At 67.6% G+C, this 20,120-nt stretch carries 22 protein-coding genes; 12 read left to right on the top strand and 10 right to left on the bottom strand.

Annotation, left to right across the window (positions count from 1 at the left end):
- Positions 1 to 13: 13 nt before the first annotated feature.
- Both K3U93_RS06745 and K3U93_RS06740 read right to left on the bottom strand, forming a co-directional pair.
- A complete protein-coding gene (locus K3U93_RS06745; protein WP_254893602.1) occupies positions 14 to 1,009 on the bottom strand; it encodes an MFS transporter in 996 nt (331 codons plus the stop codon).
- Between the two features lie 138 nt (positions 1,010 to 1,147).
- On the bottom strand, positions 1,148 to 2,155 hold the full coding sequence (locus tag K3U93_RS06740) for a TIGR03617 family F420-dependent LLM class oxidoreductase (RefSeq protein WP_083010304.1): 1,008 nt from the start codon (positions 2,153 to 2,155) through the stop codon (positions 1,148 to 1,150).
- A 97-nt stretch (positions 2,156 to 2,252) separates the two neighbouring features.
- Between K3U93_RS06740 and K3U93_RS06735 the strand changes: the two genes are divergently transcribed.
- Positions 2,253 to 3,599 (top strand): flavin monoamine oxidase family protein, encoded by a 1,347-nt coding sequence (locus K3U93_RS06735; protein ID WP_083010303.1) that lies wholly within the window; start codon positions 2,253 to 2,255, stop codon positions 3,597 to 3,599.
- On the opposite strand, the gene K3U93_RS06730 is transcribed toward K3U93_RS06735, so the two are convergent.
- The gene (locus tag K3U93_RS06730; protein WP_083010302.1) at positions 3,594 to 4,550 is read right to left on the bottom strand and encodes an alpha/beta fold hydrolase; all 957 of its coding nucleotides are present in this window, start codon (positions 4,548 to 4,550) and stop codon (positions 3,594 to 3,596) included. The genes K3U93_RS06735 and K3U93_RS06730 overlap by 6 nt on opposite strands.
- Before the next feature lie 177 nt (positions 4,551 to 4,727).
- On the opposite strand from K3U93_RS06730, the gene K3U93_RS06725 reads away from it, so the two are divergent.
- Both K3U93_RS06725 and K3U93_RS06720 read left to right on the top strand, forming a co-directional pair.
- Positions 4,728 to 6,083, top strand: coding sequence for a flavin monoamine oxidase family protein (locus tag K3U93_RS06725; RefSeq protein ID WP_083010301.1), 1,356 nt, complete (start codon positions 4,728 to 4,730; stop codon positions 6,081 to 6,083).
- A 67-nt stretch (positions 6,084 to 6,150) separates the two neighbouring features.
- Entirely contained in the window at positions 6,151 to 7,071 is a 921-nt protein-coding gene (locus tag K3U93_RS06720) for an alpha/beta hydrolase family protein (RefSeq protein WP_083010300.1), read from the top strand.
- Here K3U93_RS06720 and K3U93_RS06715 read toward each other — a convergent pair whose 3' ends face one another.
- The gene (locus K3U93_RS06715) at positions 7,072 to 7,506 is read right to left on the bottom strand and encodes an SRPBCC family protein (RefSeq protein WP_083010299.1); all 435 of its coding nucleotides are present in this window, start codon (positions 7,504 to 7,506) and stop codon (positions 7,072 to 7,074) included.
- Positions 7,507 to 7,681: 175 nt separating this feature from the next.
- On the opposite strand from K3U93_RS06715, the gene K3U93_RS06710 reads away from it, so the two are divergent.
- Both K3U93_RS06710 and K3U93_RS06705 read left to right on the top strand, forming a co-directional pair.
- Positions 7,682 to 9,802, top strand: coding sequence for a catalase (locus K3U93_RS06710; RefSeq protein ID WP_083010298.1), 2,121 nt, complete (start codon positions 7,682 to 7,684; stop codon positions 9,800 to 9,802).
- 68 nt (positions 9,803 to 9,870) lie between these two features.
- Positions 9,871 to 10,128 carry a DUF7218 family protein gene (locus tag K3U93_RS06705; RefSeq protein ID WP_071511013.1) on the top strand — a complete coding sequence of 86 codons (258 nt, stop codon included), beginning with the start codon at positions 9,871 to 9,873 and terminating at the stop codon, positions 10,126 to 10,128.
- A 553-nt stretch (positions 10,129 to 10,681) separates the two neighbouring features.
- On the opposite strand, the gene K3U93_RS06700 is transcribed toward K3U93_RS06705, so the two are convergent.
- From K3U93_RS06700 to K3U93_RS06685, 4 genes are all read right to left on the bottom strand, one after another.
- Positions 10,682 to 10,852 carry a hypothetical protein gene (locus tag K3U93_RS06700; RefSeq protein ID WP_176219937.1) on the bottom strand — a complete coding sequence of 57 codons (171 nt, stop codon included), beginning with the start codon at positions 10,850 to 10,852 and terminating at the stop codon, positions 10,682 to 10,684.
- A 45-nt stretch (positions 10,853 to 10,897) separates the two neighbouring features.
- Positions 10,898 to 11,455 carry a zeta toxin family protein gene (locus K3U93_RS06695; RefSeq protein WP_083010297.1) on the bottom strand — a complete coding sequence of 186 codons (558 nt, stop codon included), beginning with the start codon at positions 11,453 to 11,455 and terminating at the stop codon, positions 10,898 to 10,900.
- Positions 11,365 to 11,823 carry a winged helix-turn-helix domain-containing protein gene (locus K3U93_RS06690; protein ID WP_071512556.1) on the bottom strand — a complete coding sequence of 153 codons (459 nt, stop codon included), beginning with the start codon at positions 11,821 to 11,823 and terminating at the stop codon, positions 11,365 to 11,367. The genes K3U93_RS06695 and K3U93_RS06690 overlap by 91 nt, the downstream gene beginning before the upstream one ends.
- A gap of 279 nt (positions 11,824 to 12,102) precedes the next feature.
- Complete coding sequence (locus K3U93_RS06685; protein WP_083010296.1) at positions 12,103 to 12,666, bottom strand: nucleotidyltransferase; 564 nt, start codon at positions 12,664 to 12,666, stop codon at positions 12,103 to 12,105.
- A gap of 89 nt (positions 12,667 to 12,755) precedes the next feature.
- Between K3U93_RS06685 and K3U93_RS06680 the strand changes: the two genes are divergently transcribed.
- The 5 genes from K3U93_RS06680 to K3U93_RS06660 all read left to right on the top strand — a co-directional run bounded on the left by K3U93_RS06680 (position 12,756) and on the right by K3U93_RS06660 (position 16,646).
- On the top strand, positions 12,756 to 13,475 hold the full coding sequence (locus tag K3U93_RS06680; protein ID WP_083010295.1) for a glycosyltransferase family 2 protein: 720 nt from the start codon (positions 12,756 to 12,758) through the stop codon (positions 13,473 to 13,475).
- Positions 13,472 to 14,416: an acyl-CoA dehydrogenase family protein gene (locus K3U93_RS06675; RefSeq protein WP_083010294.1), complete on the top strand. Its 945-nt coding sequence runs from the start codon at positions 13,472 to 13,474 to the stop codon at positions 14,414 to 14,416. Before K3U93_RS06680 ends, K3U93_RS06675 begins: the two co-directional genes overlap by 4 nt.
- 8 nt (positions 14,417 to 14,424) lie before the next feature.
- Positions 14,425 to 15,192 (top strand): PIG-L deacetylase family protein, encoded by a 768-nt coding sequence (locus tag K3U93_RS06670; RefSeq protein WP_083010357.1) that lies wholly within the window; start codon positions 14,425 to 14,427, stop codon positions 15,190 to 15,192.
- Positions 15,189 to 15,815 (top strand): SAM-dependent methyltransferase, encoded by a 627-nt coding sequence (locus K3U93_RS06665; RefSeq protein WP_083010293.1) that lies wholly within the window; start codon positions 15,189 to 15,191, stop codon positions 15,813 to 15,815. The genes K3U93_RS06670 and K3U93_RS06665 overlap by 4 nt, the downstream gene beginning before the upstream one ends.
- Positions 15,816 to 15,881: 66 nt before the next feature.
- Positions 15,882 to 16,646, top strand: a complete 765-nt coding sequence (locus K3U93_RS06660) for an endonuclease/exonuclease/phosphatase family protein (RefSeq protein ID WP_083010292.1) — start codon at positions 15,882 to 15,884, stop codon at positions 16,644 to 16,646.
- Between the two features lie 13 nt (positions 16,647 to 16,659).
- Here the strand turns inward: K3U93_RS06660 and K3U93_RS06655 are convergent, their stop codons facing one another.
- Together K3U93_RS06655 and mbp1 are read right to left on the bottom strand one after the other, a co-directional pair.
- Positions 16,660 to 16,950 carry a DUF3349 domain-containing protein gene (locus K3U93_RS06655; protein ID WP_071510539.1) on the bottom strand — a complete coding sequence of 97 codons (291 nt, stop codon included), beginning with the start codon at positions 16,948 to 16,950 and terminating at the stop codon, positions 16,660 to 16,662.
- Between the two features lie 93 nt (positions 16,951 to 17,043).
- Complete coding sequence (mbp1, locus tag K3U93_RS06650) at positions 17,044 to 17,280, bottom strand: microaggregate-binding protein 1 (protein ID WP_071510538.1); 237 nt, start codon at positions 17,278 to 17,280, stop codon at positions 17,044 to 17,046.
- 471 nt (positions 17,281 to 17,751) lie between these two features.
- On the opposite strand from mbp1, the gene K3U93_RS06645 reads away from it, so the two are divergent.
- Both K3U93_RS06645 and K3U93_RS06640 read left to right on the top strand, forming a co-directional pair.
- Positions 17,752 to 18,150: a heme-binding protein gene (locus K3U93_RS06645; RefSeq protein WP_083010290.1), complete on the top strand. Its 399-nt coding sequence runs from the start codon at positions 17,752 to 17,754 to the stop codon at positions 18,148 to 18,150.
- A 175-nt stretch (positions 18,151 to 18,325) separates the two neighbouring features.
- Complete coding sequence (locus K3U93_RS06640) at positions 18,326 to 20,119, top strand: thiamine pyrophosphate-requiring protein (RefSeq protein WP_083010356.1); 1,794 nt, start codon at positions 18,326 to 18,328, stop codon at positions 20,117 to 20,119.
- The last annotated feature ends 1 nt before the right edge of the window (position 20,120 follow it).

Here is a 20,120-nt window from a genome sequence, read left to right as displayed (position 1 = left end):
ACTCACCCCGCAGTCACCCGATTGTGTCCCCGCAGGTCTCCCGCGCCGCATAGGCGGCCGCGACCGTGATCGCCGACCCGCTTCCCGCCGCCACGAAGAACAATGCCAGGGCCACGACGCCGGCAAGTGCGCCGAACAGATACGGTGGCCGCCGGCCGATCCGATCCGACAGCACCGCCCATCCCGGCGTGCTGGCGAATCCGAGAGCCGACGATATCAGCACCGCGATCAAACCGATCCCGTTGCCCTTGCCGAATGAATCCTGAAGGTAAGTAAGCGAATACGTGGTCAGCAGGACGAACAGCGCAATCTGTGATAGCCGTAACCCCGTGGTGATCAAGACATTACGCGGATCGGTGCGCAGCACCTCTACCACCGGCAGGCGGCTGAGCTTATCGAGTTGCTTAACGCGTTCGAAGACCTCGGCATCGCCCAACCTGAGTCGGACAAACACCCCAAGGGCTACCAGAAAAATGCTGAGCAGGAAGGGTATTCGCCATCCGAACGCAAGGAAGGCGGCAGCGCCGGTGAACTTTCGGGTCAGGTAGAAGACGGACGTCGCCAGCAACATACCGGCCGGGGAGCCCAGCTGGGTGAAGCTGCCGAACAGTCCTCGGTGGCCGGCCGGCGCATGCTCCACGGACAACACGGCGGCGCCTCCCCATTCGGCGCCCACGGCAAGCCCCTGTAACACACGTAGAACCGCCAACAGCGTCGGCGCGAGCAGACCCGCCTCGGCATAGGTCGGCAGCACTCCGATCGCGGTCGTGACGAGACCCATCGACAGCAACGCGGCCACCAGAACGGCCTTACGCCCCAGCCGATCCCCGAAGTGACCCGACACGATGGCACCGATCGGCCGCGCGCCGAACCCGGCGGCGTAGGTGGCAAACGAGGCCAAGGTTCCGCCCGTCGCGGAAACGTTGGGAAAGAAAAGCGGTTTGAACACGAGCGCCGACGCCGTCGCGTAAAGGTAGAAGTCGTACCACTCGATGGTGGTGCCGATCATGCTGCCGACCGCTACCGTCCGCAGACGGGGTTTCCGGTCGGCCGTCGAGGGAGGATCCGTGATGATCACGTGGTGGCAGGCTAGCCAACGCGTCGACGTCGGCGAATGTTTGCCATCGCCGTGATGCGAACGTGCGCGCTACCCTTCGCGGTTCAGCTCGTCGATGATCGCGGCCAGGATCTCGGGCCCGATGGGCGCCGGCTGATACAGGCACACGGTGTCCGAGACGCCGTCGACGCGATCGCGGATGTGGGCGGCGACCTCCGCGGGTGTGCCGCAGGCGGCCATGGTGTGCATCATCTCGTCGTCGATGAGCCCGCCCATCTCCTGCCAGCGGCCCTGTTTGGACATCGTGTTGAGTTCGGGCTGCAGGTCCTCCCAGCCGTGGGCGGCCAGCACCGGCCGGTACGCCGGGGTCGACCCGTAGAACGCCAGCAGCTGACGGGTGCCCGCGTCGGCCCGTTCCCGGTCGGCGTCGGTGTCGCCCGCCGACACGATGATCTCGGGAATGACGGCGAACTCGTCGGGCCGCCGGCCGCTGGCCTGCAGCCCGTCGCGCACCGCGGGCATCGTGGCATCGCGCAGGAACCTTGTGGAGCCGAACGGCATCACCAGCAGGCCGTCGGCGTGCTCGGCGGCGGCGCGGGTCAGCCTCGGCCCGAGGGCGCCGACATAGATCGGCGGCGGGCCATAGGGGTTCGGGCCCGGGTTGAAGGCCGGAGTCATCAGCGTGTGCCGATAGTAGTCGCCCCGAAAGTTCAAGCGGCCACCGGAGTTCCAGGCTTCGAAGATCGCGCGCAGCGCGGCGATCAGCTCGGTCATGCGGGCCACCGGGTGGTCGAACTGCGCCCCGAACCGCTTCTCGATCTGCGGGCGAATCTGGGTGCCGAGGCCGAGGAAGAAGCGCCCGCCGCTGAGCAGCTGGTGATCGTTAGCCTGGTGCGCCAGGTGGATCGGATTGCGCGGAAACGCGATGGCCACGTTGGTCATCAGGTCCAGGTCGCCCACGGTGGCGGCCAGCGTCAGCGGGGCGAACACGTCGTGCTGACCCTCGAAGGTGGCAACACCGCTGGCCCCGGCGTCGCGCAGCGCCCGCGCACGCTCGACGGCGTCGGTGGGCCCGTACAACGCGGTGAAGACTCTCATGTACCTGCTTAACCGTTCCGGGCGTGCAACCGCCCTGGAAAGGCGGGCGATCGAAATTTATCCTACGAATCCGTCAAAATGCGGTTGACTAGGGGACGTGCCAAAGCCGCCGCGGGTTGTCGACGTTGTCGTGGTCGGTGCCGGCTTTGCCGGGCTTTCCGCGGCGCGGGAGCTGACGCGACAGGGCCATGACGTGCTGGTCTTCGAGGGCCGTGACCGGGTCGGCGGCCGCTCGTTCACCGGCAGTGTTGCGGGGTTGCCCGCCGATCTGGGCGGCACCTTCGTCGGCCCGACCCAAGACGCCGTCCTCGCGCTGGCGGCCGAGCTTGCGGTCCCGACCATTCCGACCCACAACGACGGTAAGAACGTGATCCACTGGCGCGGCTGGGTGCGTCCCTACCGCGGCACCATCCCCAAGCTTTCGCTGACCGGACTGCTCGACATCGGCCGGCTGCGTTGGCAATTCGAAAGGATCGCCCGCGGCATTCCGGTGGCGGCCCCCTGGGACGCTCGCCGCGCCCGCGAGCTGGACGGCATGTCGCTCGGCAAGTGGTTGCGCTCGGTGCGCGCCACCGCCTCGTCGCGCGATCTGCTGGCCATCGTGGCCCGGGTGACCTGGGGGTGCGAACCCGACGACGTGTCGATGCTGCACGCCGCCCGCTACACGCACGCCGCCGGCGGGCTGGACCGGCTGCTCGACGTCGAAAACGGTGCCCAGCAGGACCGTTTCCGCGGCGGCACCCAGCAGATCGCCGAGGCGGCGGCCGCCGAACTGGGCTCGCGCGTCGTGCTCAACGCACCGGTCCGCCGCATCGACCGGCACGGCGCGGGCGTGACGGTCACCAGCGACGCCGGCGCGGCCGAGGCCGGGTTCGTCATCGTCGCGATCCCGCCGGCCCATCGCGCGGCGATCGAGTTCGCTCCCCCACTGCCCGCCGAGTACGCACAGCTCGCCCAGCACTGGCCGCAGGGCCGGCTCAGCAAGGCCTACGCGGCCTATGAGACGCCGTTCTGGCGGGCCGATGGATTCTCCGGCCAGGCGCTGTCGGACAAGGGCCCGGTGTTCATCACCTTCGACGTCAGTCCGCACGCCGACGGGCCGGGCATCCTGATGGGCTTCGTCGACGCCCGCGCGTTCGACTCGCTACCCGCCGAGCAGCGCCGCCGCGACGCGCTGCGCTGCCTCGCGAGGCTGTTCGGCGACGCGGCGCTCAAACCCCTCGACTATGTCGACTACCGTTGGGGCGCAGAGGATTTCGCGCCGGGTGGTCCGACGGCCGCGGTACCGCCGGGGTCATGGACGCGGTTCGGACAGTGGTTGCGCGAACCGGTCGGGCCGATCCACTGGGCCGGCACCGAGACCGCGGACGAATGGACCGGGTTTCTCGACGGCGCCGTCAGGTCGGGCCAGCGGGCGGCCGCCGAGATCACGGCGTTGCTATGAGCTGATCCGGACGTCGTGGGTCACCGATTCCGCGAGTGCCCGCAGGTGCCGGCTCACCTCACCGGGCTGCTCCAGCATCGAGCAGTGGCCGCCGGGCAGCTCGACCAGGCCGACGATGTTGGGCGCGGTGCGGGCGATCCTGCGGGACTGGCTGATCGGCGTCAGCCGATCGCGTTCGCTGCCGATGACCAGGGTGGGCACCGTCAATCCGTCCAGGTCCAGATGCCGCGATCCCAACGCGTCGACGAGCATCTTCGCACAGCCCCCGCGTCCGGCGGGCGCTGTCTTGGCGAACAACTCGTTGACGACTCGCGCGGCGCTCGGGTCGGCGTCGCGTCCGACCGCCAGCATCGCGACCAGGTAACGGCTCGGGATCCCGGCCGCGGGCGGTAGGGGAAACCCGCCGAACGCGTTGATCAGGGCACGCGCGGCCAGGACTCGCGCCGGCGAGAACTCGCGCGGCACCGACAGCAGTTTCACCTCCCGCACCAAATCCCCGGTGGTGGTGTTGATCAGCGCGACGGCATCGGCGCGCCGCCGCACCTTGTGCCGGTAGTGCGCCGACCAGGCGGCGATGGTGATGCCGCCCATCGAATGCCCGGCCAGCACCGCGCGCTCGCGCGGCGCCAACGTCGCCTCCAACACCGAATCCAGGTCGGACGCAAGGTGTTTCAGGCTGTAGCCGCCGCGGCGCGGAACGCCGCTGCGCCCATGGCCGCGATGGTCGAACGCGATCACCCGGTAATCGGCGGCCAGGTCCGCGATCTGGTGCGCCCACGCCCGGATCGCGCAGGTGATGCCGTGCGTCAGCACAATCGGATAGCCGTCGGCCGGCCCGAAAACCTCGGCGTGCAACGGGGTTCCGTCGGCCGCGCGCACGGTTACGGTGCGGCACGGCGGTAGTCCGTCCGGGAGCCGCTCGGTTGTGCGAGTCGATCGCCGAGCACCCATCGCCGCTCCCCCTTCGAACGCGGCCGCATTGCCGCACCCTGGATGGTGGGGAGTTTAGCCCGAAGTCAACGCCGAACGGATCCAAATCGGCCGAATACACGCCGGGAATTTCGGCACGACCGTCCAATAACTAAACGCAAAGCGCCGCGCCGGTTGCGATGTGAGACCCTGACAGCCATGTCCCCGGTGTCCCGTCGGGAGTTCTTCGCTGCAACGACGAGCGTGGTCGGCGGCGGGCTGATGGCCGCCTGCGGGTCGGGTCGCCGGCCGGCACCGGACACCGAGTCGGTGCTCGTCGTCGGCGCCGGGATGGCGGGCCTGTCGGCCGCGCGTAGCCTCGCCGACGCGGGGCGGCCGGTGCGCGTCATCGAAGCCCGGGATCGCATCGGCGGCAGGGTATACACCAACCGCGACTGGGGCGTGCCGCTCGAGATGGGCGCGTCCTGGATCCACGGCGCGACGGACAATCCGCTGATGGAGCTGGCGCAGCGGGCGCGGGCGCAGCTCGTCCCGACCGACTACTACGGGTGGGCGAAGCTTGCGGTCGATCCCCAGCTGCAGCCGCTGAACTACGACCCGAAAACCTGGCGCGAGTTCGTGGAACGGGCCCGTGACCGGGTCGACGGCGGGAGCCTCGGCGCCGCCGTCGACTCGGCGGCTACCAGCGCGGGGCTTTCCGATGCCGACCACGCCCAGTTGGCTTTCTATCTGACCACCGAGATCGAGGACGAATACGCCGCCGACGCAAACCAGCTGTCCGCCAAGACATTTGACAAGGGCGAATACGCCGGTGGCGAACAGGACGTCATCACCAGCGGCTACGACGCCCTGCCGCGGCTGCTTGCCGACGGCCTTCATATCGTGCTGAATACGCCGGTGACCGCGATCGCCCGGCGCGACGACTCCGTCGTCGTGCGGGCCGGAAACCGATCGTTCGAGGGACCCGCCGTGATCGTCACGGTTCCCCTCGGCGTGCTGAAATCCGGTGCGATCGCGTTCGACCCGCCCCTTCCCGACGGACACACCCACGCGGTGAACGCGCTGGGGTTCGGCGTGCTGTCCAAGAGCTACTTCCGCTTCGACCGGCGAACCTGGAACGTGGAGAACGCCTTCTACCAATTCCTCGGCGCCGGGCCGGGCCTGTGGTCGCAGTGGTTCACCCTGCCGAGCGCCGCGGGCCCAATCGTGTTGGCTTTCAACGCCGGTGACCGCGGCCGGTCGGTGGAGTCGTCCTCCCCCGGTGACCTGATGGCCGGCGCGCTGCCCGTCGCCCGCCGGCTGTTCGGCGATGACATCTCCCCGGTCGAGGTGCGAACCTCAGATTGGACCGTCGACCCCTACGCGCGCGGCACATATTCGTTTCACGCGCCCGGATCCGGCCTCGACGACCGGCGCCGGCTGCAGGAACCGATCGGCGACCGGCTTTACCTGGCGGGTGAGGCCGTCGGCGTCAACAATCCGGCGACCGTGACCGGCGCCGTGGTCAGTGGCCGCTACGCCGCCGGCCAATTGATGCACCGATTGAGCGGTTAAGGGCATCTGTCTATGCAGACCGGGCATGCGTAGCGTCGGATGTGTTCGTTTCTAGAGGAGGTCTGACATGCCGAACGAAGAACAGCGGGGCCAAGCTGCGCTCGACAGTTTCCTGGACATGTGGGTGACGGGCACGACGGCCGGGCGGCGTGCGCCGGTCTTGCGTCGACCCGGCGAGGTCGGCCTGGACTACGAAGACGTGTTCTTTCCGTCGATGGACGGCGTATCGCTCGAAGGCTGGTTTATCCCCGCCGATTCGGACACGTTGATCATCCACAACCATTTCCTGCCCGGGAATCGCTACGGCTACCCGGGGCATCTGCCGGAGTTTGGCGGCCTGGGTGGATTCGAGGTGAACTTCCTGCCTGAGTACAAGGCCTTGCACGACGCGGGCTACAACATCCTGGCCTACGACATCCGCAACCACGGGTTGAGCGGATCGGGAAACGGCGGCACGGCCGGCATCGGCCTGCTGGAGTACCGCGACGTGATCGGATCCGTCCGGTATGCGAAGTCGCGACCCGACACCGCCTCCATGACGACGTTCCTGCTCAGCGTGTGTTTGGGCGCCGACTCGACATGCGTTGCCATGGCCAAGCATCCGGAGGAATTCGAGCACATCAAGTCGCTCATCCTGCTGCAACCGGTGTCAGGCAGCTACCTCATCGAGGAGTTCGTCAAGGCCAACGACATCCCCGACGGCTACCAGCGGTTCGACCGGGCGCTTCACGAGCGGACCGGTTTCCACCTCGTCGAGCAGTCGCCGCTCGAATACGCCAAGTCGATCCGCGTCCCCACCCTCGTGGCCCAGGTTCATGACGACTCGATGACCCGGCCCGAGGACGTGCAGTCGATTTATGACGCCATCCCCGTCGACGACAAGAAGCTGGTGTGGATCGAGGGGACGACCCGTCGCTTCGACGGCTACAACTACTTCGGCGCACACCCCGAGGTCCCGATCGACTGGTTCAACGCGCACGCCGGCTAGCTACTCCGGCACCGCGTTTGCGCAGGCATCGAGGATCGCAAGGAAGTTCGAGCGCAGCAGCCGATAGCTGACGGCCTCCAGCAGCCTGCCCCCGGCCCAAGCCGGATGGGTGTAGTTGCTGCGCCAGTCCACGTGGGTGCCGTCGCCGGATTCGGTGAACGTCAGCGTGCCGCCCTCGTGATCGAACGGCGGGAACGATCTGATGATGAGGTACGAGTAACTGCGCGGACGGTCGTAGGCCGTGATCTTTTCCCGGAACCACATGCCGACCCCGATCACCTCGCGCACCGCGCCCGCCCCGGGCCCCGGCGAATCCTTCGCGTAGCGCGCCTTGAGCGCCAGCGGGGCGGCGGCCAGGTTGACCGGGTCGGCCAGCCAGTCGAAGACCCGTTCGGCGGGCGCGGCGATGGTGCGCTCCACGTGAATCTCGGCCATGCGATCTCCTACCGGGCGGTAACGGCGTTGTCGATGTCCATGCTAGGCGCCGACGGCACGTGACCGCCCACGTCGTGGGTGGGCGCCTCGGTTGGTCCGTTTGCACCGGCCGTGCGGTGGTACCCAACCGGTCGGGCCGCAGTGCCGTGACGAAAAGCGAAGGACAGCAAGCGCCATGAACACCGACCACACGTCCGACCCCAAGCAGCGCGATCTCGAGCCGTCGCGGGTGCGCCGCGACACCGGATACCTGACCACCCAGCAGGGCGTCCGGGTCGACCACACCGACGATTCGCTGACCGTCGGCGAGCGGGGACCCACGCTGCTGGAGGACTTTCACGCCCGGGAGAAGATCACCCATTTCGACCACGAGCGCATCCCGGAGCGGGTGGTTCACGCGCGCGGGGCCGGCGCGTACGGCTTCTTCGAACCGTATGACGACTGGCTGGCCGAGTACACCGCGGCGAAATTCCTGACCACGCCGGGCGCCCGCACCCCCGTGTTCGTGCGGTTCTCCACGGTCGCCGGGTCGCGCGGTTCGGCCGACACGGTCCGCGACGTGCGTGGCTTTGCCACCAAGTTCTACACGGAGCAGGGCAACTACGACCTGGTGGGCAACAACTTCCCGGTCTTCTTCATCCAGGACGGCATCAAGTTCCCCGACTTCGTCCACGCGGTAAAACCGGAGCCGCACAACGAGATTCCGCAGGCGGCGTCGGCCCACGACACGTTGTGGGACTTCGTCTCGCTGCAGCCCGAGACGCTGCACACCATCATGTGGCTGATGTCGGATCGGGCGTTGCCGCGCAGCTACCGCATGATGCAGGGCTTCGGCGTGCACACGTTCCGGCTGGTCAACGACCGCGGCGAGGGCACTTTCGTGAAGTTTCACTGGAAGCCGCGCCTGGGCACGCATTCGCTGATCTGGGACGAGGCGCAAAAGATCGCCGGCAAGGACCCCGATTACAACCGGCGCGACCTGTGGGAGGCCATCGAGTCCGGCCAGCATCCCGAGTGGGAGCTCGGGGTGCAGCTGGTGGCCGAGGCCGACGAGTTCGCGTTCGACTTCGACCTCCTCGATCCGACGAAAATCATTCCGGAGGAACGGGTTCCGGTTCGACCCGTGGGCAAGATGGTGCTCAACCGCAACCCGGACAACTTCTTCGCCGAAACCGAGCAGGTGGCCTTCCACACCGCCAACGTGGTACCGGGGATCGACTTCACCAACGATCCGCTGCTGCAGTTCCGCAACTTCTCCTACCTCGACACGCAGTTGATCCGCCTGGGCGGTCCCAACTTTGCGCAGCTGCCGGTCAACCGGCCGGTGGCCGAGGTCCGCAACAACCAGCACGACGGCTACGGGCAGCACGTCATCCCGCAGGGCCGGTCCAGCTACTACAAGAACAGCATCGGCGGCGGATGCCCCGCGCTGGCCGACGAGAACGTGTTCCGTCACTACACACAGCAGGTCGACGGCGTCGCGATGCGAAAGCGCGCGAAGTCGTTCGAGAATCACTACAGCCAGGCGCGGATGTTCTGGAAGAGCATGTCGGCCGTCGAGGCCGAACACATCGTCGCCGCGTTCGCGTTCGAACTGGGGAAGGTGGAGGTGCCCGAGATCCGTTCGGCGGTGGCGGCCCAACTCGCGCGTGTGGACCACGAGCTGGCCACCCGGGTGGCGGCAAAGCTGGGGCTTCCCGAGCCTCCCGACGAAGTGGTCGACGGCGCGGTGGTCGCGTCGCCGGCGCTGTCCCAGATCGGCGGCGGCGACACGATCGCCTCGCGCAAGATCGCGGTGCTGGCCGCCGATGGCGTCGACATCGTTGGAACGCAGCGGTTTACCGAGCTGATGGAGCGGCGCGGCGCGGTGGTCGAAGTTTTAGCCCCCGTTGCGGGCGGAAGTTTGCAGGGCGGATCGGGCGGCGAACTTCCCGTCGACCGGGCGTTCACGACGATGGCGTCAGTGCTCTACGACGCGGTGGTGGTGGCGTGCGGGCCGCGGTCGGTTTCGACGCTTTCCCACGACGGCTATGCCGTGCACTTCGTGGTGGAGGCCTACAAGCACCTCAAGCCGATCGGGGCGTTCGGCGCCGGGATCGATCTGCTGCGCGCCGCGCACATCGAGAACCGCCTCGCCTCGGAAGGCGACGCAGCCACCGATGTTGTCAGCGACCAGGCCGTCGTCACCACCACGGCCGCCGCCGACACGTTGCCGGACGAGTTCGTCGACGAACTCGCCGCCGCGCTGGCCCGGCACCGCTGCTGGCAGCGCCAGACGGACCCCGTCCCGGCCTAGGTTTTGACCGCCGCCATCGGGGGCATCCTCGCAGCGGTATCTGATGATGCACAGGAGGGTGACGAAAAGTGCCGAACCCGTCGATCAAAAACGAAAAGCTGTATCAGGATCTGCGCAAGCAGGGCGATTCCAAAGAAAAGGCCGCGCGAATCTCCAACGCGGCCGCCGGCCGGGGTAAGTCGTCGGTGGGCCGCAAGGGTGGCAAATCCGGGTCCTACGCCGACTGGACGGTTCCGCAATTGAAGAAGCGGGCCAAAGAGCTTGGAATATCGGGATATTCAGGTCTGACGAAGGATAAGTTGGTCGCCAAGCTGCGTAACCACTGAGTCCCCGTTTGCGCTTTGCGGCAGCACGGCGGTGTGGACCCGCCGGGCCGAGGTCGCGGCGCGGTGCCGTTGGCGCAGAGCCGATTGAGCGGCGCGCTTATCTCCCTGCACGTCACCTAAAGTCCTTGGGATAAGACTGATTTCACGCCGACATTGGCGTCATGGATGGAACCTGGCCGAGTGGTCATCCAGCGAATTGGCCCCCTTCTTGCCGAAGGGGGCCAATCGCCGTTTGGAAGTCACCGGCTCGCATCGGCGACCACCACGGACTCAGAGCAACTTGAATGGGCCACTGCGACAAGGACCTCGTCGACAACGCCTTCCACCTCAACATCGAACGCGGCCCCAGCACACGCCTAACCAGCATTACCCACCGCGAATGTCGTTGCCGCACAATGGCGACGCCGCGGCTGACTACTCGATTTCGCGCCGTCATCACCCGTATGCCAGGGCTGATATCACCGGCCTGCTATCAGAACCGGGACATCGTCGTGGAGATGTTCGCGACCGACGGCCGCGCGACCGGAAGTCTACGTTGGATAAGTGGTCCAAGTCATTTCAACCCGACATCTGCGTTGCCGATCGGACGACGTCCGGGCGCAACGAATTTGCTGACGATCGCCATGATCTCGTCGTCAGACATTCGTCGCGGCGGCAGGACCAACCGTGGCGCATAACCGATGGCCAGCGCGCCGGTCGGGTAGGTTCTCCCGTTCGCTTCCATTCTTATATCGCTGGAGCAGCTGCGTAGGGACCACAACCGGCCACGTCACTGGCGGTAGAACCGTTCCTCGGCGACTTCGAGCGCGCCGGTCGTCTGCCTGCGCAGGATTGTGACGTGCACGTATGGGATTTCGCCGGACTGCGCCGTGTCAATAAATTGTAATGCGTGAGCGGTACATATGGATTGTCCGGCCCTCGTGTAGCAGATGTCGATGGCATCGGCAGGAGTGAAACGGCCCCCGAGCTGATCGGCCCCCGTCACCCAGTCGAGCCGGCCCTGCCACCAGCGGATCAGGGCTTGCTCGCGGGCGGCTGCTGCTTCGATGTCGACGCCGTACACCTCGACGTCGGTGTACTCGGAGTCGGCGAGCTCACGAAAGATTCTCGGTCCCTGGCCATTCCAGGTAAGTGTGCCTTCGATAACGACATTTTCCTTGCGGCTGATACACATTCGTCGAATCTGGTCGGCCAGCCTCACCGATTCCACGTGCACTAGCCCAGCGAGTTCGCGGGCTAGATGCTCTTGAGATGGCGTGCGGCCAGGGCTTGGAACTCGTCGTCGCTGAGCAGGCCCCGGTAGAAGGCCATCTCGATATCGTCCCAGTCACCCGTTGTGTAGGCGTCGGTGGCGACACCGTCGATGCGTACTACCCCGCCAAAGGAGTACTTCCAGTTCAGAAGTCTTTCCATCATGGAGCGGTCACCGATCATTCCGGCGGCGCGGCGGTCGATGATCTCTGCCGGTGTCTCATCGAGCAGCGACGGATCCTCGGTAAGCCGGCGGAGTATGCGTTGGACTGTGGCCTGCGAGTGTATGCCGACGATGTCGCTGATTTGTCGCTGCGACAGTCCTGCGTGGTTGGCGGCCTGATAAATCGCGCGTTCGAGTTCACGTTCGTCGACGCGTTTGCGTGCGGCTTTGGCCACTAGCCGCTCCTGGGCGGTAGTCGCGTTGACGGTTTTAGCCGACATAACCCACACCTCCGCGATTCATTTTGAATCATTGCCAAGTGTACGGCGGGCACATGGTCCGCGCCACCGCGAAGGCACCGCCCAAAGGCGATCCTCAGAATATGTTTGCCACACCCATACGGAACGACCAGCAAACCCCATCCCAAGCAGGCCCCGTCACCCACGAACACCACCGTCCACGAAATACCCATCACGCCAGGGAAATTCGAGCATCCGTCACCCTGGGAAGCGCTGTGGCGCAACGGTGTTGGCCGCTAAGCCGCGCAACCACTGACGCCGTCAGCCGGTGAGGCCGAGCCGGTCGGCCAGCACCAGGAACGCGACCGCGTAATCGTTGTCGGCGGTCTGGGCCCTGATCTGCCCCCAGTCCAGCCGTTCGCGAACGGCCCGCACGGCGGGAAGTAGTTGCGCGAAGTCGCAGTGATGCTCACCAAGGGCGCGCAGCTTCTGGGTCAGCACCATGGTGGGCGGCAGCACCGGCATCGTGATCGCCAGCACCTCGCGCGGTTCGGCGCGGTCCAGGATCGTGTGGTCCACCCGCACGCCGTTGATGCGGTGCAACACGTCCACGACGGTGTCGCCGACGCGCGCCTTGAACAGCCAATCCTCCGGGGGACGTTCGACGGCGAACCCGGCGTCCCCCAGGGTGGCCACGGCGGTCGCCACGTCGGACTCGGCCACCACCAGATCCACGTCGTGACTCGGTTCCGGTGCCCCATAGGCCCACAACGCGTAGCTGCCGGCCAATGCGAAACGCGGCCCGTTCTCCTTGAGCGCGGAGGCCGCACCGCGCAGCGCATCCCGCAACCGCGCACGGCAGACGGGCACATCGGGCGGTGTCATCGTGCATAGGTCATACCCCGCCGCCGAGGTGGGCAACCCGGCCGGCGGCGTCCGTTTAAGCGGCGGCAAGAGTGGGCAAGTCTTCGGTTATGTCAGCCCGCGCGCCCCGACCCTACGACCGGGCTGCCGTCGTGATCCCGGCCCACAACGAACGGGCCAAGCTGCCGGGCTGCCTGCGCGCGGCGCTGACCGCGGCTTTGTGCGCGCCGATTCCAGTTGCGATCGTGGTGGTCCTGGACGCCAGCGACGACGACAGCGCGCGGTTGGCCGGTCGGTACGGACCCGACGTGCACTTCGTCCGTGTCGAGGCGCGCAACGTCGGTGCCGCGCGGGCGGCCGGTTTCGGTTACGCGCGTTCGTTGTTCGGGCACCACGACGAGTGCTGGTATGCCACCACCGATGCCGACAGCCGGGTCGACCCCGGCTGGCTGGTGCATCAGCTGGGGCTCGGCGCCGACATGGTTTTGGGCGTGGTACGGGTCGCCGACTGGCGCCACCATCCTGTCGACGTCGCCGACCGCTTCGCGCGGGCGTACGAAGCGGGCCCGCCGGACGGCCGTCACGAACACGTCCACGGCGCCAACATGGGTTTCAGCGCCCGGGCCTACTGGCGGGTCGGCGGCTTTCGGACGCTGTCCTCCGGCGAGGACGTCGACCTGGTGGAGCGCTTCGAGGCCGCCGGCTATGCCGTTCAGCGGGACACCGAATTGTCGGTCATCACGTCGGCGCGCACGCGGGCGCGGGCCCCGCACGGATTCGCGCACTACCTCAAGCAATTGGGGAGATCGGCGGCGGGTGACTGCGCGTGACGGCGGGCTTGGTGAGGCACTGGCTGGAGTCGGGACGGCTCGAGCTGCCCTTGCCCGCGTCGGGGCGCACCGCCGAGCGCTGGCAACGCCTGGCCCTGCTGGCCGAAGACGACGTCGTGGCGGCCCGGATCGCGGAGGCCCACGTCGACGCCGTCGCGATACTGCACGAGCTGGGCGGCAAGCCCCCTGATTCCGATCAGCTGTGGGGCGTGTGGGCGGCCGAGTCGCCCGACGCGGCGGTGACCGCCACCAACGTCACCGGCGGCGCGACCATTCTCAACGGCACCAAGGTGTGGTGTTCGGGGGCCGGGTTCTGCACCCACGCGCTGGTGACCGCCCGCCTCGACGACGGGAAACGGAGCCTGTTCGCGGTGACGCTCACCGACCCCGCCGTCAAGGCGTTGCCGACCACGTGGTGGAACGTCGGGATGGCCGGCAGCGACACCAGGGCGGTGCAGTTCACCAACGCCCACGCCGTCGCCGTGGGTGATCCCGATGACTATCTGAACCGGCCAGGGTTCTGGCACGGCGCGATCGGCGTGGCCGCCTGCTGGCTCGGCGGTGCGCGCAGGGTCGCCGAGCCGCTATATCGTTGCGCCAGAAGCCAATCGGCCGACGCGTACTCGCTGGCGCATTTGGGGGCCGTCGACGCCGCGCTCGCGGCCGGCGATGCGACCCTGGCCGCGGCCGCGGTGCAGATCGACTCCGATCCATTCGACCGGACCGGCACCGCTCAACTGCTGGCGCGCCGCGCCCGCGCGGTCGTGGAACACGCGGCCGACGAGGCGATCACCCGCACCGGCCGCGCCCTGGGGCCGGGCCCGCTGTGCCAGGACGGCCGGCACGCGCAACGGGTGGCCGACCTGACCATCTACATACGACAAAGCCATGCCGAGCGGGATCTGGCCGAGCTCGGGCGCCTCGCCGGGCGGCAGCCTTGAAGACCCACTTGAGGAGCGCGCCGCCAAGCAATGGCGCCAGGTTTGCGGCCAAGCCGCTGACCCGCGGCGGCACGCCGGTGCCCGTGTGGCTGGCCGCCCTCGACGCCGAACCGCTGCCCCCGCTGGACCTGAGCGCGTGCCCCGGTCTGGTCGTCGTCGCGCCCCACCCCGACGACGAGACCCTGGGCCTGGGTGCGGCGATCGCGCAACTGGTGGCCTCGGGGGTCGACGTTCGGGTGGTGTCGGTCAGCGATGGCGGCGCCGCCGGCACGACGTCGTGCGACCGGACTCGCTTGGAAACCACGCGAAGGTACGAACTGCGCAGGGCAACAAGCATTTTGGGTGTTTCACCGCCCGTATCGCTGGGTCTGCCCGACGGGCGGCTGGCCGACCACGAGGACAGGCTCGCCGAGCTGCTCGTCGACATCCTCGCAGACGCCGCACCCGGAACCTGGTGTGCCGCCACCTGGCGCGGGGACGGGCATCCGGATCACGAGGCCGCGGGACGCGCCGCGGCGGAGGCGTGCGCGCGCACCGGCGTCGCGCTGCTGGAATATCCCGTGTGGATGTGGCACTGGGCCGGCCCGGCCGACGCCGCGGTGCCGTGGGACCGGGCCCGCCGCCTGCCCGTGACCGGCTGGGCACTCGACCGCAAACGCCATGCCGCGCAATGCTTTCGCAGTCAGCTCGAGCCGAACGGCGCCGGCATTCCACCGGTGTTGCCGGCGTTCGTGTTGCAGCGGCTGCTCGCGGTGGGAGAGGTGGTATTCCGGTGATCGCACGGTTGCCCGACGCCTACTTCGACCGGATGTACGAGGGCACCGACGATCCATGGGAGCTGTCGACTCGGTGGTACGAGCGGCGTAAGTACGCGATCACCCTGGCGCTGCTGCCCCACCGCCGATACCGGCATGCCTTTGAACCGGGTTGTTCGATCGGGACGCTGACCGCCCGGCTGGCGCGGCGCTGCGACCGCATCACGGCGGTGGACGTGGTCGATGCGGCGGTGCGAACCGCGGACGCGCGGCTGCGGGAGGCGGGCTGCCGAGACCGGGTGACGCTGAGCCGGTGCTCGCTGGACGCGGCGTGGCCGCCGGGCCCCTTCGACCTGCTGGTGCTCAGCGAGGTCGCCTACTACCTGGACGCCGCCACGCTGGCCGCGGTGCTGCGCCGCGAATGCCCGCGGCTGCGGCCGGGCGCGAATATCGTTGCCGCACACTGGCGCCATGTCGTTGCCGACTATCCGCTCACCGGCGACGCGGCGCACGCCGTCATCGCGCGCACGCCCGGGCTGACGGCGCTGGGCTGCTATCGGGACCGCGACGTCGTCGTCGAGGTTTTTGACACCGGCGACGGCCGGTCGGTGGCGGCTCGCGAGGGGCTGCCCGGGGCACGCTAGCCGCGGCCGCCGTCGAAAGTGGTGACCGCACACGGGCTCACAAGGGGAAGTGGGTATCGAAAACCTATGCGCGTGGCCACCTTCAACATCCTGCACGGCCGCACCATCGGCGACGGGGTGGACCCGCGGCGGCTCCAGGACTGCGTGCGCCGCATCGATCCGGACGTGCTCTCCTTGCAGGAGGTCGACTGCGACCAACCCCGGTCGGATCTGACCGACCTGACCGCGGTGGCGGCCGAGGCCATGGGGGCCGTGGACCATCGGTTCGTGGCCGCGATCTCCGGCACCCCCGGAGCGACCTGGATGGCCGCCACCGGCCGCGAGCAGCCCGGGACGGCGGCCTACGGCATTGCGCTGCTGTCCCGATTCCCGGTCGCCAGTTGGCAAGTGGTGCGGCTGCCGCGGATTGCGATGCGGTTTCCCATGTACCTGCCCGGACCCAACCGGGTGGCGGTCGTGGACGAGGAACCACGTGCGGCGGTCATCGCGCAGCTGCGCGCCCCGTGGGGCGGGCTGACAGTGGCCAACACGCATCTGTCGTTCGTGCCCGGCTGGAATCGCCGCCAGCTGCGCCGGCTGATCCACGACCTGCGTGGCTTCCCGGGTCCACGGCTGCTGACCGGGGACCTCAACATGACGCCCAACGCGGTGCGCCGCTGGTCGGGCATGCGGGCGTTGGCCGTGGCCGCGACGTTCCCCGCGGAAACCCCCGACCGCCAGCTCGACCACATCCTGACCGACGACCGCCGCCTCCGCGGCGGTGCCGTCGAGGCCGAGCTGATGCCGATCTCCGATCACCGGCCGCTGATGGTCGACCTCGAACGCGACTGAACCCCAGCCGGGTCTACCGGTCGCCGGTCCATCCCGTCGCGTCGAGTCGTCGTTGGACACGCTCGATGTCGTCCGGTGAGGGCAGCTCGTCGGTGATCCGGGTGATCTCCACCCCGACGTCGGCGCTGTCGATCGGCCGGCGTTTACGGCCAAGGAGTGTGCTTATGACGGCCGCGATCTCGTCGTCGGCGACTCGCCGCGGCAACAGCGCCAACAGGGGCGCATAGCCGATGGCGGGCGCCCCGGTCGGGTAACGGGCGCGCAGGAACGCAACGACGCTCCACACCCGATCGGGCCAACCCATCCTGCCCATCCTCCACCTCGCTAACCCACCACCCGGCGGGCGGTTCCTGTCAGGGATAACCGGGCGTGGCGGTTTGAAACCACGGGCCGACGATCACTGATTTTCTCGCTGCCGCTGTTCGGCGGCCTTTGCGCCGGCCCGCGCGGCGTCGGCCTCGGCCTCCTTCTTGCCGGCATCCCGCTGAGCGTCGGCCTTATCCTGCTGCGCCTGGCCCTCTTCGACGAGGTCGTCGCGGCCGGCGATGGCTCCGCCGAACTCCTTAACCTTACCTTTGATGCCCTCGACGGCGCCCTCGACCGCTTCTTGTGGTCCGCTCTTCTTCTCCCCCATGGGTCGACCTCCCTTTCGATGGTTGCCGAGCTCGCGCCCGTTCGGTCTGCGAATCGGTGCGGTCAGCCGGCCGTTCGTTTTGCGATGCCACGCTGACCAATTCGTTCGCACCTACCGGCTTCCCGCCCGGCGCCCGGTCAAACACCCTCGGCAGATCCCGTCGGCTCGGATCCAATCGGGTGCCGAACCGAATCGCATCGGCCGCAATTCAGGTCACGGTTTCGTCACGAACCGCATGACGATTCTTTAAGGAACGGTTCGCTTTTCTGAGATTTCTCAGCGTTGGCGGCCCGGTTTGGTTGATTGCTTAGCGAAAGACCCCATCGGGTGGGCTTATCGGCCGGTCGACGACGCGCGCGTTCGTCGTGAGCGAACGCCGCCACCGTCCACTTCGGCTACGTTGGTTTTCGAGGTTCGGGCGCCTCTGTCGAAGAATCAATTTCGGAAAACTTTCGAAGGACAACACTGATCATGAAAATCAGCAGTATCGTCGCGCGCCGACGAGTCGCCGGCATCGGCGCGGGCTGCCTGCTCGGGGGAATGACCATGGGCATCGTCGGTGCCCCGACTGCCGCCGCGGCACCGGATTGCAGCCCCGGCGGTGTCAACACCACCGTTTCCTCGGTCACCGGCGCGGCCCAGCAGTACCTGGCCGCGCATCCGGATGCCAATCAGGTGGTCACGGCCGCCTACGGCCAACCGCGACCAGAGGCCGAGACCAACCTGCGCAACTACTTCACCGCGCACCCCCAGCAGTACCACGACCTACGCGGCATCCTGGCACCGATCGGCGACACCGAAAGGCAGTGCAATGTCACGGCCCTGCCGCCGAATCTGGAATCGGCCTACCACGAGTTCATGGCCGGCTGATTGCGCCAGCGACGACCCGCCACAACGCCGTGGCGGGTCGTTTCGCGTTTGGCGGCGAAAAGCTCTCGCACCTGCCCCGCGAGCGACCCACGAATAACGACGGCGATTTTGGGTATCACCGGACCTGTGGGAGGAAGGGCTCAACGCGCCTGCGCTCGGTGGAGGAGGGTTAATGGTGTCCAAACAAAACGTCGGTGACTACCTGCTCGAGCGGCTGCGAACCTGGGACGTGCGGCACGTGTTCGCCTATCCCGGCGACGGCATCAATGGGCTCCTCGCCGCGTGGGGCCGCGCGGACAACAGGCCCCAGTTCGTCCAGTCGCGCCACGAGGAGATGAGCGCCTTCGAAGCCGTCGGCTACGCCAAATTCACCGGCCGCCTCGGAGTATGCGCGGCAACGTCGGGACCCGGCGCGATCCATCTGCTCAACGGCCTCTACGACGCCAAACTCGATCACGTGCCGGTGCTGGCCATCGTCGGCCAGACCAACCGCAGCGCCATGGGCGGCTCCTACCAGCAGGAGGTCGACCTGCTGAGCCTGTACAAGGACGTCGCCAGCGACTACGTCCAAATGGTCACCGTCCCAGAACAATTGCCCAATGTGCTCGATCGCGCCATCCGGGTGGCGATGACCCAGCGCGCCCCGACGGCGTTGATCATCCCCGCCGACGTGCAGGAGCTGCCGTATTCACCGCCGACCCACGCGTTCAAGATGGTGCCGTCCAGCCTGGGCATCGAATCGCCGGCGATCTCCCCCGCCGACGCGGCCATCGCCCGCGCAGCCGAGGTCCTCAATGCGGGCGAAAGGGTCGCCATGCTCGTGGGCACCGGCGCGCGCGGGGCACACGAGGAGCTGACCCAGGTCGCCGACCTGCTCGGCGCCGGGGCGGCCAAGGCGCTGTTGGGCAAGGACGTGTTGTCCGACGAATTGCCCTGGGTCACCGGGTCTATCGGTCTGCTGGGCACCCGGCCCAGCTATGAGTTGATGCGCGACTGCGACACCCTGCTCACGGTGGGATCCAGCTTCCCCTATACCCAGTTCCTGCCGGAGTTCGGGCAGTGCCGGGCCGTGCAGATCGACGTCGACGGCCGGTTCATCGGAATGCGCTACCCGTATGAGGTCAACCTGGTCGCCGACGCGAAGGCCGCGCTGAAAGCACTCATTCCCAAGCTACGGCGCAAAGAGGACAGGTCGTGGCGTGACGGCATCGAGGCCAACGTGGCGCGCTGGTGGGAAACCATGCACAGGGAAGCGATGGTCAGCGCCCACCCGATCAACCCGCTGCGGCTGTTCTCCGAGCTCTCCCCCCAGCTGCCCGACAACGCCATTGTCACGGCCGATTCCGGGTCGTCGGCCAACTGGTACGCGCGAAACCTCAAGTTCCGCGGCGACATTCGCGGCTCGCTCTCGGGGACCCTTGCGACCATGGGTCCCGGTGTCCCCTATGGCATCGGCGCCAAATTCGGGCAGCCGCGACGGCCCGTGATCGTGTTCAGCGGTGACGGTGCCATGCAGATGAACGGCATGGCCGAGCTCATCACCGTCAAACGGTACTGGCGGCAGTGGGACGACCCGCGCCTGATCGTGGCGATCCTGCACAACAACGACCTCAACCAGGTCACCTGGGAAATGCGCGCCATGGCCGGTGCGCCGAAATTCGCTGCTTCCCAAGAACTTCCCGACGTCGATTACGCCGGCTTCGCGGCCGGCCTGGGCCTCAACGCGATGGCCGTCAAGGATCCGGACGAACTCGCGGACGCCTGGCGAAACGCCCTGTCGGCCGACCGTCCCACCGTGCTGGACGTCCACACCGATCCCGACATGCCACCGATACCGCCGCACGCCACCTGGGAACAGTTCAAGGCCACCAGCGCCGCGGTGCTCGCCGGTGACGAAGACCGGATCGGGTTCATCAAGGAAGGACTCAAGGCCAAAGCGCAGGAGTTCCTGCCGCACAAGAACAGTTGAA

This window comes from Mycobacterium malmoense, from assembly GCF_019645855.1.
Classification (GTDB): Bacteria; Actinomycetota; Actinomycetes; order Mycobacteriales; family Mycobacteriaceae; genus Mycobacterium; species Mycobacterium malmoense.
The sequence above is the reverse complement of the archived record's forward strand: the minus strand, read 5'-3'. Positions and strand labels throughout refer to the sequence as shown.